The sequence below is a fragment of the Pradoshia sp. genome, from assembly GCF_051873915.1.
Classification (GTDB): Bacteria; Bacillota; Bacilli; order Bacillales; family Pradoshiaceae; genus Pradoshia.
In genome coordinates this window covers 1-14,895 of record NZ_JBJEFJ010000064.1, presented here as the reverse complement: position 1 = coordinate 14,895, position 14,895 = coordinate 1, and the positions used below count along the sequence as shown (strand labels likewise).

The following is a 14,895-nucleotide window of genomic DNA, read 5'->3' as shown; positions in this document are numbered from 1 at the left end:
CATAATCATGAGTTTCTACAAGAGATCAATGATAGATTTTCGTATAAAGAAGAAATGATGAATTATTTTGGAAAACACTTTTGGAAATAAAGCAAATATGGTTAATAGATGATATTGCTATTGTTACTGTTTGATAAGCTCCACTGCTTTGGAAGTAAAAGCATGATAGGTAAAATAAGTAATGAGGCAGTTCTTAGTGGCTTTATGACTAAGACAGCCTCTTTTTGTCCTTTTTATCATAAAAATGGCTTATTGCTTTATCTCATTAAAAGCTTGCCTGTTTGATTTATACACACTGCACTGAATGGACTTGTATGTAAAAACGTACAGTCTTTTTCTTTAATGGTTGATGTCATCTACAAAGAGTCCTGTCAGACATAGTCCTATCTCTTTTTTCTGATTCAATTATGGACATAGTCAGCTATGGCATGAATATTGCATCTTTATTTATATGCAGCCTATGCTGCATGAATCTTTCAAGGAGGTGTTATTTAGATGACAACATCCAGTTTATCTGTATCTCGGTCCATGCTGATCGGGGAGCATTTAAGAAGGTCTGCCCATCGGACACCGGATAAGGAGGCATACATATGTGGAGAGAAACGGCTGACCTATCGGCAAATGGAAAAGCGTGCTGTACATTTGGCCGGCTGGCTTCAGGGGAAGGGAATTGATTATGACGATAAGGCGGGGTTTATGCTGTTTAATGGTCTGCCATTTATCGAGATTTTTTATGGCGTCTCATTAGCAGGGGCTGTTGGTGTACCGATTAACTTTAGACTGAACAGTGATGAGCTTCATTATATTATCACAAATTCAGATTGCAAGATTTTATTTATTGAGCAAAAGCTTCTTCCTTTATTTGAGCCCATTAGGAATCAGTGCCCGCTTGTTCAAGAAATCGTGGTCATTGATGGAGATGAAGGACTGGAATTTGAGAATTATGAATCTCTCTATGATGAAGAAGCAAATTTTGTACCATATGAGTGTTTGAATGGGGATGATGGTGCCCTCATCATGTATACATCAGGTACGACAGGCTTGCCTAAGGGTGCCGTCCTTACCCATCATAATCTATCAATCAATGGTATGAATCAAGTCATGACGGCTGGGTTGAGTGCCGACTTCAAACAATTAATCGTTGCCCCATTATTTCACATCGCCGCCATTTCTACACTTTTATATCCCATCCAGGGAACGACTGTCATCCATCAGCAATTTAATCCTGAACAAGTAATGAAAACCATTGAAGAAGAACGGATTACTTTTCTATTCCTCGCACCGACCATGTGGCAAATGCTCGTTACTCATGAGCATATCGGCAACTATGATCTGACGTCGATGACAAGATGCTCTGCAGGAAGTGCTCCATGCTCGGTTGCCTTAAAAGAGAAGGTTGCCCGCTATTTTCCGAACGGAGAATTTCGTGATCCCTTTGGCCAAACAGAGATGAGTCCTGTTACAACCTGCCTTAATCCTGAGGACTCCATTCGCAAGAACATGTCTGTAGGAAAACCGGTCGTGAATGTAGAGGTCCGTGTAGTCGATGAGCAGATGAATGATGTTCCGCTCGGTGAAATAGGAGAAATTGTTTATCGGGGCCCTACGCTTATGAAGGAATATTATAAGAACCCTGAAGCAACCGAAGAGGCTTTCAGGGGAGGTTGGTTCCATAGCGGCGACCTCGTACGGATGGACGATGAGGGATTCATCTATGTGGTTGATCGTAAGAAGGACATGATTATCAGCGGAGGAGAAAATATTTACCCTGCTGAAATTGAACAAGTATTGATGAAGCATTCTGCCATACAAGAATGTGCCGTCATCGGGATTCCAGATCATAAATGGGGAGAAAGCGTAAAAGCTGTGATTGTAAAGAAATCAGGAGCTGAACTCTCAGAAGGGGAGGTCGTCCACTTCTGCCAAAATCATTTAGCCTCCTATAAGAAGCCAAAAGTAGTTGAATTCATAGATGCCTTACCTAGGAATGCAGCTGGGAAAATACTGAAGAAAGCCTTGAGGCAGGCGGATGAAACCATGAAATCATGATTGATTACCGGACAATAAATAATCCGCTGTGTACGATTATCTTTCATGATTCGACTATAAACTTAGTAAGTCCGTTCATATAAGACTGGCATGGAACTTGCACTATTTACCTATGATGAGAGATTGACAATCCGGAATATTGTAAGCGCTTTAACGAAGGGAGGGGGACATCTAGCTCATCTCTTGCCGTATAAAAGATAATCCAGGAGGGGTATACATGCGTGAATATGTAACAGCGAAACAAGCAATTAATAAGGATTCTTTGCCGTACAAATTGTATCAAAAGGCGAAGAGACATGGAGTTTGGAACCCGCTTGATATTGATTTCTCTCAGGATAAAGAGGATTGGAAGAAATTAAACCCAAAGCAGCAGCAGGAGGTGCTTGATACAATTGCCCTCTTTATCGGAGGAGAGGAGGCAGTGACAGAAGACATTCTTCCGATGATTATGGCAGTCTCCAAAAAAGGCTGGTTTGAAGAAGAGTCCTATTTAACAACCTTTTTGTTTGAGGAAGCAAAGCATGCCGAATTTTTTAGTCTGTTTCTAGAGGCAATTGATGTGACGGATGATTTAAGTCCTCTTCTTCGGCCTGCATACCGTCAGTTGTTTGATGAGATTCTGCCGGAGGCAATGGGCAGATTGCTGGAAGACCAATCACCAGAGGCAATGGTGGATGCGGCTGTTACTTACAATATTTTTGCTGAGGGAGTGTTGGCAGAGACGGGGTACTGGTTCTTTTATGAAGGATTATCCAAGATTAATCTAATGCCTGGACTAATGGAAGGAATCCGGAATATAAAGCGGGATGAGGGCAGGCATATTGGGTTTGGAACATTCTTGATTCAGCGTCTTATTCACGATAAACCTGAACTGTTTGACCGTGTGCAGGAGCGGCTTCAGGAACTATTGCCGATCGCCGCTGCCCTGACAGCAAGAGATGACTCAGTCCTCTCTGTGAATGCAGAAGGAAAGAAAGTGACAAGTCTGGGGTTTGAACAAGGCAAATCCATGGAATATGCCTTGAAGCAATTGACAGCGCGTATTGAGGTTTTATCACGGGCGAAGGGGAAAACACTTGATGAAATCCATGAAACCGAAGTCATTTTCGAATAAGGAGGAGATAGGATGAGCACAGAGACAAAGATACAGGAATTTGCCCAATTCATTAATGGGAAATGGACACCAGGGAGCGGAGGAGCCACATTTGATGTAATTAATCCTGCGGATGGGGAGGTCGTGGCAAAGGCTTCGAAGGCAACACCTGAGGACGTAAATGCTGCTGTCCAGAATGCGAAGGAAACGTTTGAGTCTGGTGTTTGGTCGAAGAAATCTCAAAAGGAACGGACACAAATCATGCTCCGCTTCGCCGGGAAAATCAAGGAACATGCCCATGAGCTCATCTATTTGGAAGGCATCAGCACGGGAGCGACGGTTCGGAAAATTGGCGGAGCTGATATTATGCAGCTGATCCTCTGTTTGCAGCAGACGGCAAATATGTCCTTGAAATATGAAATGACAGAGTATTTGCCTGTCATGGAAACATTTGGGCCGAACCGTACGCAGCTCGTTCGTGAGCCGCTTGGGGTCGTGGCGGCAATTACGCCATTTAACTTTCCGTTAGTGCTGGCCATGTGGAAGATAGCCCCGGCAATTGCGATGGGAAATTCCATCATCGTGAAGCCGGCATCTGATACACCGCTCGGTACGTTGAAATTGGCGGAACTGGCGATTGAGGCCGGCTTGCCTAAAGGTGTATTCAATGTGGTAACAGGGCTAGGTTCCGAGGTCGGCGAAGCCCTGGTCAGACATCCTGATGTCCGAAAAGTCGCCTTTACGGGGTCGACCGAAATCGGGAAGAAAATCATGGAGCAGTCTGCCTCTTCTGTTAAGAAGGTGACATTGGAGCTGGGAGGAAAGGCAGCTGCGATTATCCTGCCGGATGCTGATTTCGAGGTGACGATTCCAGGTGTGCTCCTTGGGGTATTCTTCCATGCTGGCCAGGTATGTGAGGCTAGTACACGTGTTTTGGTCCATGAATCTGTCTATGAGCCGGTAATCGAGCAATTGGCCGCGATGACCCAGAAGATTAAGCTTGGTCATCCGCTTGACCCTGGCACAGGGATGGGGCCGGTGATTTCAGAAAAGCAGATGAATAAGATACTCGACTATATTGAATCAGGAAGGGAAGATGGAGCCCGTCTTGTCTGCGGAGGCAAGCGAGCAGAGGTTCAGGGGTTATCTGGGGGCTATTATATTGAACCGACCATCTTTGCGGATGTAACCAATGATATGAAGATTGCCCGGGAGGAAATATTCGGACCTGTCCTATGTGTCATGAAATATAAGGATGTGGATGAGGCAGTCGCTATCGCCAATGATACGAATTACGGCTTGTCTGCGGGGGTTTGGTCCAGAGATGTAACAACCGCTAATGAAATTGCCTCTAAGCTTGAGGCAGGAACCGTTTGGATCAATGAATGGCATGTATTCCGAAACGATGCTCCGTTTGGCGGTTATAAAGAAAGCGGGCTTGGGCGTGAGCTCGGCATTCAGGCCTTTAATGAATATACAGAGCTAAAAAGCATCATAACCTCACTGACGACAGAGAATAAGCAGCGCCCGGCGCTTGGTTTGATTTTTTAAATAATTTTTAGGAATGGAGAGATACGATGAAAAAGACCTCGTATTATGAATTTACGCATCGTTCTAATATACGCAGCGGTGCAGGAACCCATATACTCGTCCCGGACCTCATTCATGCGCTAGGCGGCAGACGGCCGGTCCTGTATTCAGACAAAGGCTTGACGCAGGCAGGCTTGACCAAAAAGATTGAGCGGCTTTTTGAAATGGCCCCAGGTATCCAGCTGGCTGGCGTTTTTGACGATGTCACGCAGGATGCCAAGTCCTCAAATATTAATAATGGCCTAAAATATTTCAAGGAATGTAACGGTGATTCACTGATTGCCATTGGCGGCGGTTCAGTTCTTGATACGGCAAAGGCCATTAAATGGTGTCTTCACAAAAATGTGAAAAAAATCGAGGAAGCCTTGTCAGGGAATGTGCTGGAGGTTTGGCCGGAGGCAGTCCATATGGAAATTCCTCACATATCCATAGCAACTACAGCAGGGACTGGGGCAGAAATTTCAGGTATTTCAGTCGTCTTTAATGAAATGCTTGGTGTTAAATGTAATCTCCTGAATCCGTTCATCAATTCGGATATTGCCATTCTAGACCCGGAATTGACGATTGGCCTTCCGCCAAAAATCACCGCATTTACCGGTATGGATGCTTTGACACATGCGATTGAGGGATACTTCTCAAATAAATCGAATGCGATGGCAGATGCCTTTGCCCTTCATTCTGCAAAAATGATACGCGATAATTTGCATACGGCTGTATCGGATGGACAGAATCGTGAGGCGAGAGCGAATATGCTCCAAGCGAGTGCTATGGCCATTACAAGCTTTGCTTTAGCGTTCTCGACGCTGCCGATTCATAATATGGCCCATGCTTTAGGTGCCAAATATGGCATTCCCCATGGCTTGGCAAATGCGGTCTTAATGCCATCTGTCATGAAGCATTTAGCTCCGCTTTATTTGCCAAAGGTGAAAGAGTTTGCTCACGTATTCGGAATCAAGGAGATTCCTGAAACAGATGAGCAATGCCTCGAGCAGTGTATCAATGAAATCATCTCCCTCCGCAGGTCGGTCAACTTGCCGGATGATTTCGCTGAATATGAGATTGATGAAGCTGATGTGAAAGAAATTGTCAAGGCTGTGCAAAATGACCCGTCCGGCCAGGCCTTCCGCATTCCGGAAGAGGTCATTATAGCGGTGTGCAAGGAAGTTCTTGGCACGAAGGTAAGGGTTTGATTTGGTTAAGGAGGGATTAAGATGAATATAGTTGAATTGCTTGAAAGTACGGCATCAAGGCTTCCGAACCGGCCTGTTCTTCATTTCAGAGGTTCATTGATGACATATCAGGAATTAGCGGACACCGTCTATTCCTTTGCAGCCGGTCTTAAGGAATACGGGGTTGGACATGGGACAAAGGTTGCGCTCATGATGACGAATCGTCCTGAATATATCATTTCTTATTTTGCCATCCTGGCAAATGGCGGTACAGTTGTTCCAATCAATCCGACCTTCAAGGAAAAAGAAACAGCCTATATCATCAACGACTCCGAATCCGAGCTGTTAATCATGGAGGAAATGACCCGTCCGGTCATCGAGAGTGCAAAGAGTGATTTCCAGCATGTACGTGAAATCTTTTATTACGGAGAAGAAGAAAACCTTCCGTTTAAAGATTGGCATACACTTGGTGTACAGTCCCCCATTTCACAGTCGATATCTATGCCGGCAGATGCTATTGCACAAATCATCTACACATCAGGTACGACCGGCAGTCCAAAGGGGGCTATGATTACTCATGGCAACCTGAACTGGATGTCCATCACCGCAGCTGTCACAAATCAACTCTCCACTAAAGACCGAGTATTATGTGTTTTGCCGCTCTTCCATGCTTATGCCAAACTTCAGGGCTTTCTCTCGCCGATTGCCCATGGAGCCGCGATTTATCTAGAGGAGAAGTTCCATCCAATGGATACGCTCGATAAGATAGCGAAAGAAAAGATAACCGTTTTTCTCGGTGTTCCGACCATGTATGCCCTCTTCTTAAGTAACCCCAAAATAAGTAAGTATGATTTCTCGCATTTACGCATTGCCGGCTGCGGTGGAGCCAGTCTGCCGTCAGAGATCCTTCATAAAGCAAACCAATCCCTTGGTGTTGATATTGGAGAAGGGTATGGGCTTACAGAAAGTACGGTTATGCTGATGACAACACCGCGTGATTTGCCGAAAAAATTGAAATCGGTCGGAATGCCTCTTCCGGGCGTAGATTTGAAGATTGTCGATCCGGAAGGGAAGGAAACGGCTCCTCATCAGGTTGGGGAAGTCATTTTCCGAGGTCCTAACATGATGAAAGGCTATTATAAGAAGCCGGAAGAAACAGAGAACACGATTAAGGATGGCTGGCTGTATACAGGAGACCTAGCCTATTATGATGAGGAAGGGTACCATTTCATTGTCGACCGTAAAAAAGATATGATTATCCGAGGCGGTTTCAATATCTACCCGCGTGAACTGGAGGAAGTCCTATATGAGCATCCAGGAATTCTTGAGTGCTCGGTTATCGGCCGTCCTGATGAAGTTTTTGGAGAGAAAACCGTCGCGTATATTAACAAGAAATCTCCTGAATTAACGGAGGATGAAGTGAAAGCATATTGTGCAAGTAAACTCGCTGAGTATAAGGTGCCTGATTATGTTTGCTTTATCGATGAGATTCCAAAATCAGGAACCGGGAAGATTTTGAAGACTGTACTAAAGGAACGAGACAAAAAAATTATTCAATCTTGATGGATATGGGCAGATTCTTTTCCAAGCTTATGGAGAGGAATCCGCCCTTTTTCTATTTTTCCCGACAAGAAAAAAGGAGTTCACGGGACAACTGTTGAACCTAATAAGGTAAGCAACGAGAAAGGGGAGATGGGAGATTAAATCGGTAAAAGACATAATGAGTCCATTGGAGCATTGTCTATCACCGACGAATACATTAAGGGATGCCATCGAAATTATGCACAATCAGAAATGGAACACTGTTCCTGTGACGAATCAATCCGGGAAATTAATTGGCGTTTTTACGAGAAGCTCGATGTATCAAATGATTCTTTCAGATGTACCTAAGGATACGCCAATCAGCGACTACATAAAGAAGGCTGTAGGGACCGTTCTCGAAGATGTCAATTCAGAATTGCTGGAGACAATGATTGCCAAGAGCAGGGTTGGAACTGGGATCATCATTAATAAAAGCGGGAAGCCGGTCGGCCTTTTTACGAAGACCAATGCCGTTATGAATTATGTGAAGGAAACACAAATACTGAAAAAACAGCTCGAAAAAGTAATGGATACCTCGAATCTCGGGGCTATTATGACAAATGAAGATGGGACGATTATTTTTGCCAATGAAAAATGCGCAGAGATGATTGGGATGCCATTGGCTGAGATAACGGGAGAGGATATGGAGGCATTTGTTCCTGCTGTCAGCAGGTATGCAGACGAACGTGAAGCTCATTTTCCAATGGTATTTCATCAGCAGCATTTCATTGTACGATTGTCGAAATACAGTATAGACAATCAGAAGGAAGGCTATATTGCCTTGTTTCAAAATGTCTCTGAACTGGAGAAACTGACGGCTGAGCTGGAATCTCAGAAGAAGTGGAAGACCCTGCTGCAATCCGTCATTCATAATGCCTATGACGGTTTAGTCATGATTAATGAGCAAGAGGAGATTACCTTTATCAGTCCCTCCTTACTGGAGTTATTTGAATTAGATAAGGAAATGAAAGAGAAGGATAAGATTACTAAAGTGCTCCCACATCTCAGTCTGGAACAGGTAATGAAAACAGGGGTTGCTGAAGTAAGCGATTTCATGGAGATTAAAGGCATCAATTACCTAGTTCACCGGATTCCGGTCTATCAAGGAGAACGAATTATCGGGGCAATCGGCAAGATTGTCTACCGGCAGCTTCATGAGGTTCGCGAGGCATTCAAGAGTGCAGAGGACAACCGGAAGGTGATTCATAAGCAGGAGGGTATCGAGAAATCGCGATTTACCTTTAATGAAATTCTCTCCAAGGATAAACAAATGGATAAGCTCATCCGAAGCGGAACGAAGGCGGCTAAGAGCAAGACGACGATTCTCCTATACGGGGAGAGCGGGACTGGGAAAGAATTATTCGCCCACGCGATTCACAGCTCTAGTACGAATAGTAGAGGCCCCTTTATTACCGTGAACTGTGCAGCTATTCCAGAGCATCTCTTAGAATCGGAGTTTTTTGGCTATGAGGACGGGGCTTTTACAGGAGCTAAGCAAAAGGGGAAAATCGGGAAATTTGATTTAGCCCACGGGGGGACGCTTTTTCTCGATGAAATCGGTGATATGTCACTTCCTATTCAGGCAAAGCTGCTGCGTGTGCTGCAGGAGCGGGAGTTTTACCGTGTAGGCGGTACGGAACGAATAAAAGTGGATGTCAGAATTATCGCAGCAACGAATCGTCCATTGGAGAGAATGGTCGCAGACGGGACGTTCAGGGAGGATTTATTCTATCGGCTGAATGTCATCTCCTTTGAAATACCTCCTCTTAGGAAAAGAAAAAAGGATATTCTGCTTTTGAGTGAATCCTTTATTCGAGAATTGAACCGTCAGAATGGTACGAGTATTACAGGTTGGGAGCCGCTCTTTGAGCAAGCCATCATGGATTATGATTGGCCTGGCAATATTCGTGAGCTCCGCAATGTATGGGAGAGAGCCATGATTTTTGCGGAAAACGGAAAGGTACGTCTGGAGGATTTGCCGGATTATGTCTTGAAGAATGCTGGTTATGATGTCTTTTTGCAGGAAGAGGAGGAAATGACCCCGCAGCCCTTACTTGAGAAGGCCGAGCAATTTGCTATTCAAAAAGCCCTTCAAATGTCAGGCGGGAATAAGAGCAAGGCATGCATTCTTCTTGGAATCAGCCGATCTGTATTGTATGACAAATTGAAGAAATATAATGTACCGGCATTTAAGGAACAAAGAAGTGGAAACAGTGAAAGGAAGGATGAAGGATGAAAGCAGAAGTATTAAAGAAATTGAATCAGGATTTAACATTACCGGTGATTGTGTCGCCAATGTTTATCGTTTCGAAGACGGAGATGGTGCTGGCTAGCATGAGAGCTGGTGTGATTGGCACATTCCCAACATTGAATGCTCGCACAAATGCCGAGCTCGAGCAATGGTTTGAGCAGATTACCCGTACAGCTGAAGAGGAAAACAAATCCCGGAATGACCGCAAGCTTGCTCCGTGGGGAGTAAATCTAGTCGTCCATCATACAAACCAGCGCTATGAAGAGGACCTGGCTTCCATTAAGAAATATAAGGTGCCGCTTGTTATCACCTCTCTTGGCAAACCGGTAAAGGAGGTCGAGGTCGTCCACGAATACGGCGGGGCTGTATTCTCTGATGTCATCAGCATTAAGCATGCTAAGAAGGCAATTGAGGCAGGGGTTGATGGGCTGATTCTTGTCTGTAATGGAGCGGGAGGACATGGTGGCACGTTAAATCCTTTTGCGTTTGTGGCGGAAATTAGACAAATCTTTGATGGAGTTATCATTCTGTCAGGTACAATTTCGAATGGACAAGAAATTGCCGCTGCACAAATGCTTGGAGCAGATTTTGCCTATATGGGAACGCGTTTTATTGCGACAGAGGAAGCAAATGCTGTGGAATCCTATAAGGAAATGCTCATTCAATCAACCGCCCATGACATCATCTACACGGATGCCATCAGCGGAGTGCGCGCCAATTATTTAATACCAAGCATTGAGCGTGCCGGATTTGACCCGAACCATCTAGAAAAAACAGGAGAGATTAAGGTTGTCCATTCAGAAAACGAAACATCAAAAGCTTGGAAGGATATTTGGTCTGCTGGTCAAGGGGTTGGCTCCATTAAGGAGGTTAAGCCAATAGCGGAATTGGTGGAGATCCTGCGTGAAGAGTATGCTCAGGCAATCGCAAAAATGAATGAACAATCAGCCATTCTGATTAAATAAAGTACGAGAGAGGGCGGCAATCAACGATTTCCGCTCTTTCTTTACTCATTTATACACTGTCAAATATAGGCTGTCCTAATTCCGGACACTATAATCTCTCCTCCTCCTCTAATCCAAGCTTATTGATTGGCACAAAACTTGCATCATTCTTTAGTGTATACATTTATCCAATCGATAGAAAAGGAGCCGATTCATTATGACCGGTTATTTAAAGGAAGAACATCATATCTTTCGTGATTCTGTCCGTAGGTTCATGGACAAAGAGGTCATCCCTTATTACCGGGAATGGACAAAGCAGAAGAAAATGCCGGATGATTTCTTCAAGAAGATGGGGGAGCAGGGATTTCTCGTTCCTTGGGCTGATGAGAAATACGGCGGATTTAATGCTGACTTCGCTTATTCGGTCATTTTGGCAGAGGAGTTTGAACGGGTGGAAAGCGGGTTAGGCGGATGTGTATTACATAATGACATCATCGTTCCTTATTTGTATGACTATGGAACAGAGGAACAACGGCAAAGGTGGATCCCAAAATGCATCACCGGTGAATGCTCCACGGCGATCGCAATGACTGAACCCGGAACAGGGTCAGACCTAGGGAATCTGCAGACGAGGGCAGTGCGTGACGGGGACCATTATATCATCAACGGAGAGAAGACTTTTATCTCGAATGGACTGAAAGCAGGCATTGTCATTGTGGCCTGTAAAACAGACCCAGGCGCCGGTCACAAAGGAATCAGCTTGATTGTTGTCGAGGAAGGGACGCCGGGCTTTATCCGAGGCAAAAGATTAGAAAAAATCGGGCAGCCGGCTGGGGATACGACTGAACTTATATTTGAGGATGCGAGAGTTCCGGCTGGCAATCTATTAGGGGAAGAGAATAAGGGATTTTACTATTTGATGGAGAAGCTTCAGCAAGAGCGGCTGATGTGTGCCATTCAGGCGATGGCGGCAGCAGAAGAGTCATTGCGCATCACGATTGAATATGTGAAACAGCGGGAGGCCTTTGGCCGGCCGCTCAGCAAGCTTCAAAATACACAGTTCAAGATTGCAGAAATGGCAACAGAGGTCGCTATTGGCAGATCGTTCATTGATGATTTGATTGTCCGTCATATGGACGGGGAGGATGTTGTTACAGAAGTCAGCATGGCTAAATGGTGGGTGACAGACATGGCCAAGCGGCTTGTCGCAAACTGCATGCAGCTTCATGGTGGATACGGATTCATGGAGGAATATGCCATTGGCAGGCGCTACCGTGATATTGCGGTCACATCCATCTATGCCGGAACGAATGAAATCATGAAACAGATTATCGCAAAGAAAATCGGATTATAAAGGAGAATGACAGATGAGAGAAGCAGTAATCGTTGAAGCGGTACGAACACCAGTTGGAAAGAGAAAAGGTGTATTTAAGGACATTCGGCCGGATGACTTATTGTCCTATGCCTTGAAGGAAGTCGTAAAGCGTTCCGGTATATTGGCCGAACTCGTAGAGGATGTGATTATTGGCTGTGTTTCGCAGGTGGAGGAGCAGGGAATTAATATCGCTCGCTCAGCTGCTTTGATGGCTGATTTCCCTGTCAAGGTGCCTGGAACAACCATTGACAGGCAATGCGGCTCAAGTCAGCAGGCCATCCATTTTGCAGCACAGGCTATCCTTTCAGGTGACATGGATATCGTCATCGCTGGTGGAGTGGAGAGTATGACAAGGGTTCCAATGGGATCGACAAGGAAGGAATCCAGGCCGAGCAAAGAGCTCTCAAGCCGGTATGAACTAATCAATCAAGGTCTTTCAGCGGAAAGAATTGCAGAGAAATGGGGCTATGACCGTCAGCAATTGGATGAATTCTCTTTAATGAGTCATCAGCGTGCCATCAATGCTCAGAATGAGGGCCGTTTTGATCGTGAAATTATGCCGATTGAGGTCATTGAAGAGGATGGAACGAAGACGCTCGTCACCCAAGATGAAGGGCCGCGCAGAGGAACCTCCCTCGAAAAGCTTGGCACACTTCCGGCAGCCTTCAAGGAGGATGGAATCATTCATGCGGGGAATGCGAGTCAAATGAGTGACGGGGCAGCTGTTGTCTTGGTCATGTCTAAGGAGAAAGCACTTGAGCTTGGATTGAAGCCGCGCTTTAAGCTAGTAGCACGAACAGTTGTCGGCTCTGATCCAACCCTTATGCTGACCGGTCCGATTGAGGCAACAAGAATGGTATTGGAGAAAGCGGGCTTAACCATCGAAGACATAGATTTATATGAAGTGAATGAGGCTTTCGCTCCTGTTCCTCTTGCATGGCTTGATGATATTGGCGCTAATCCAGAAAAGCTTAATGTCAATGGAGGGGCAATAGCGCTTGGGCATCCACTCGGCGCAAGCGGTGCCCGCGTAATGATCACACTTATGCATGAGCTGGAAAGAACAGAAGGGAAATATGGTCTGCAGGCTATTTGTGAAGGTGCTGGAATGGCAAATGCAACGATTATCGAACGTTTGACGTAATATCATCATAAATGGGGAGGTTGGAAGGATGAAAATGAATGAAGTGATCGCCATTGTGACCGGCGGGGCATCTGGATTAGGGGAAGCGACAGTTAAATTGATTGTTGAAAATGGCGGTAAGGCTGTTATTATCGATCAGAATGAAGAAAAGGGCCATGCTCTTTCAGAAAAGCTTGGTCATTCACAGGTATTATTTAAAAGGGCTGACGTGACGAGTGAAGAGGAAGTCTCCCAGGCAATTTCTGATGGCATCAAGCAATTTGGCTCCCTGAATACGGTTATTAATTGTGCGGGGATAGGAGTAGGAGAAAAGGTAGTCTCAAAGGATAAGGTCCACGATTTAGGCCGCTTCAAGAAGGTGATTGAGGTGAATTTGATTGGTACATTCAATGTTCTTCGCCTGGCTGCTGAACAGATGATTAAGAATGAACCGAATGCAGAGGGCGAGCGCGGGGTCATTATCAATACGGCATCTGTCGCAGCCTTTGAAGGTCAAATAGGACAGGCAGCCTATAGCGCCTCTAAAGGCGGTATTGTTGGTATGACGTTGCCGCTTGCCCGTGACTTGGCACGCAGCGGGGTACGGGTCATGACGGTTGCGCCAGGCTTGATTGATACACCATTATTCGGCGGGCTTCCCGAACAAGCGAGAAAAGCACTTGGAGCAATGGTTCCATTCCCGTCTCGACTCGGTTACCCAGAGGAATACGCCATGCTTGCAAAAAGCATTATAGAAAATCCGATGCTCAATGGTGAAACAATCCGCTTGGATGGCGCCATCCGCATGCAGCCGAAATAAGGGGGATAAAGAATGTATACGGTGATTGAGGTTGAGAAATCTGATAATATCGCGATTGTAACTATTGATAATCCACCTATGAATGTACTAAGTCATCAGGTTGCGGAGGAATTATGCGAGGCCTTTGCTGAATTGGAGCAAGCGGATGATGTTGTCTCCGTAATCGTAACCGGTAAAGGAGAAAAGGCCTTCATGGCTGGGGCGGATATAAAAGAGTTCCCTCAGATGATTAATGGAGAAAAACTTGATAAACCTAGCAAGAAGAAGGAAGTCTTCCATGTTATTCACGCTTTCCCGAAACCAACGATAGCCTATTTAAACGGACATACACTAGGAGGCGGACTTGAGCTCGCACTTACCTGTGATATCCGTATTTCCTCAAAAGAGGTACAGCTGGGGCTCCCTGAAGTGAAGCTGGGATTGTTCCCAGGCGGAGGGGGCACACAGCGCCTGCCTCGCTTGATTGGGGAAGCAAAAGCAAAGGAATTGATGTTTACTGGAAATTCCCTCACGGCAGAGGAAGCACTCCATTTAGGCATCGTGAACCAAATTGCAGAAAATGGAATCGAGGATGCTAAGAGGCTTGCAGCCAAGATTAGCCGTCATTCCTTACAAGCATTGAAACGAATTAAACAAGCTGTCAATGAAGGTCATGAAAAGCCATTACAGGAGGGACTGGCCCTGGAGGCAAAGCTATTCCAGGAGGTGTTTGAGACGGAGGATGTGAAGGAAGGAATTCAAGCGTTTATTGAGAAGCGCCGTCCGGTCTTTACACATCGATAGATGAATAGATGAAGGACGGGTTTAATATGGCCGTCCTTTTCGTTTTTAGAGGAGATTTCTGTTCTTGGACCGGTGCAAGTAAAGGAGAATCGCTGAATACAATGGGTAAATGATAAT

The 14,895-nt window shown here is 45.3% G+C and carries 11 protein-coding genes; all 11 read left to right on the top strand.

Features of this window, described 5'->3' with window-relative positions; all coding sequences use genetic code 11:
* Positions 1–495 precede the first annotated feature (495 nt).
* A complete protein-coding gene (locus ACI35L_RS06140; RefSeq protein WP_439802465.1) occupies positions 496–2,049 on the top strand; it encodes an acyl-CoA synthetase in 1,554 nt (517 codons plus the stop codon).
* 217 nt (positions 2,050–2,266) lie between these two features.
* Positions 2,267–3,163: a R2-like ligand-binding oxidase gene (locus ACI35L_RS06135; RefSeq protein WP_049670756.1), complete on the top strand. Its 897-nt coding sequence runs from the start codon at positions 2,267–2,269 to the stop codon at positions 3,161–3,163.
* Positions 3,164–3,175: 12 nt separating this feature from the next.
* Positions 3,176–4,693: an aldehyde dehydrogenase family protein gene (locus ACI35L_RS06130; RefSeq protein ID WP_439802464.1), complete on the top strand. Its 1,518-nt coding sequence runs from the start codon at positions 3,176–3,178 to the stop codon at positions 4,691–4,693.
* Positions 4,694–4,719: 26 nt separating this feature from the next.
* Positions 4,720–5,922: an iron-containing alcohol dehydrogenase gene (locus tag ACI35L_RS06125; protein ID WP_439802463.1), complete on the top strand. Its 1,203-nt coding sequence runs from the start codon at positions 4,720–4,722 to the stop codon at positions 5,920–5,922.
* 21 nt (positions 5,923–5,943) lie between these two features.
* Complete coding sequence (locus ACI35L_RS06120; protein WP_049670759.1) at positions 5,944–7,464, top strand: class I adenylate-forming enzyme family protein; 1,521 nt, start codon at positions 5,944–5,946, stop codon at positions 7,462–7,464.
* Positions 7,465–7,621: 157 nt separating this feature from the next.
* Entirely contained in the window at positions 7,622–9,718 is a 2,097-nt protein-coding gene (locus tag ACI35L_RS06115; RefSeq protein WP_439802462.1) for a sigma 54-interacting transcriptional regulator, read from the top strand.
* On the top strand, positions 9,715–10,698 hold the full coding sequence (locus ACI35L_RS06110; RefSeq protein ID WP_049670761.1) for an NAD(P)H-dependent flavin oxidoreductase: 984 nt from the start codon (positions 9,715–9,717) through the stop codon (positions 10,696–10,698). Before ACI35L_RS06115 ends, ACI35L_RS06110 begins: the two co-directional genes overlap by 4 nt.
* Positions 10,699–10,894: 196 nt before the next feature.
* Positions 10,895–12,031, top strand: a complete 1,137-nt coding sequence (locus ACI35L_RS06105) for an acyl-CoA dehydrogenase family protein (RefSeq protein ID WP_049670762.1) — start codon at positions 10,895–10,897, stop codon at positions 12,029–12,031.
* 13 nt (positions 12,032–12,044) lie between these two features.
* Positions 12,045–13,196 carry a thiolase family protein gene (locus ACI35L_RS06100; RefSeq protein WP_049670763.1) on the top strand — a complete coding sequence of 384 codons (1,152 nt, stop codon included), beginning with the start codon at positions 12,045–12,047 and terminating at the stop codon, positions 13,194–13,196.
* 28 nt (positions 13,197–13,224) lie between these two features.
* Complete coding sequence (locus ACI35L_RS06095; protein WP_049670764.1) at positions 13,225–13,995, top strand: 3-hydroxyacyl-CoA dehydrogenase; 771 nt, start codon at positions 13,225–13,227, stop codon at positions 13,993–13,995.
* Between the two features lie 12 nt (positions 13,996–14,007).
* Positions 14,008–14,778 carry an enoyl-CoA hydratase/isomerase family protein gene (locus ACI35L_RS06090; RefSeq protein ID WP_049670765.1) on the top strand — a complete coding sequence of 257 codons (771 nt, stop codon included), beginning with the start codon at positions 14,008–14,010 and terminating at the stop codon, positions 14,776–14,778.
* Positions 14,779–14,895 lie beyond the last annotated feature (117 nt).

Bases quoted from the DNA above. Each gene is read 5' to 3' on its own strand.
- ACI35L_RS06100 (WP_049670763.1), top strand. From the start codon at position 12,045: ATGAGAGAAGCAGTAATCGTTGAAGCGGTACGAACACCAGTTGGAAAG.
- ACI35L_RS06110 (WP_049670761.1), top strand. From the start codon at position 9,715: ATGAAAGCAGAAGTATTAAAGAAATTGAATCAGGATTTAACATTACCG.
- ACI35L_RS06140 (WP_439802465.1), top strand. From the start codon at position 496: ATGACAACATCCAGTTTATCTGTATCTCGGTCCATGCTGATCGGGGAG.
- ACI35L_RS06120 (WP_049670759.1), top strand. From the start codon at position 5,944: ATGAATATAGTTGAATTGCTTGAAAGTACGGCATCAAGGCTTCCGAAC.
- ACI35L_RS06090 (WP_049670765.1), top strand. From the start codon at position 14,008: ATGTATACGGTGATTGAGGTTGAGAAATCTGATAATATCGCGATTGTA.
- ACI35L_RS06105 (WP_049670762.1), top strand. From the start codon at position 10,895: ATGACCGGTTATTTAAAGGAAGAACATCATATCTTTCGTGATTCTGTC.
- ACI35L_RS06135 (WP_049670756.1), top strand. From the start codon at position 2,267: ATGCGTGAATATGTAACAGCGAAACAAGCAATTAATAAGGATTCTTTG.
- ACI35L_RS06095 (WP_049670764.1), top strand. From the start codon at position 13,225: ATGAAAATGAATGAAGTGATCGCCATTGTGACCGGCGGGGCATCTGGA.
- ACI35L_RS06130 (WP_439802464.1), top strand. From the start codon at position 3,176: ATGAGCACAGAGACAAAGATACAGGAATTTGCCCAATTCATTAATGGG.
- ACI35L_RS06125 (WP_439802463.1), top strand. From the start codon at position 4,720: ATGAAAAAGACCTCGTATTATGAATTTACGCATCGTTCTAATATACGC.
- ACI35L_RS06115 (WP_439802462.1), top strand. From the start codon at position 7,622: ATGAGTCCATTGGAGCATTGTCTATCACCGACGAATACATTAAGGGAT.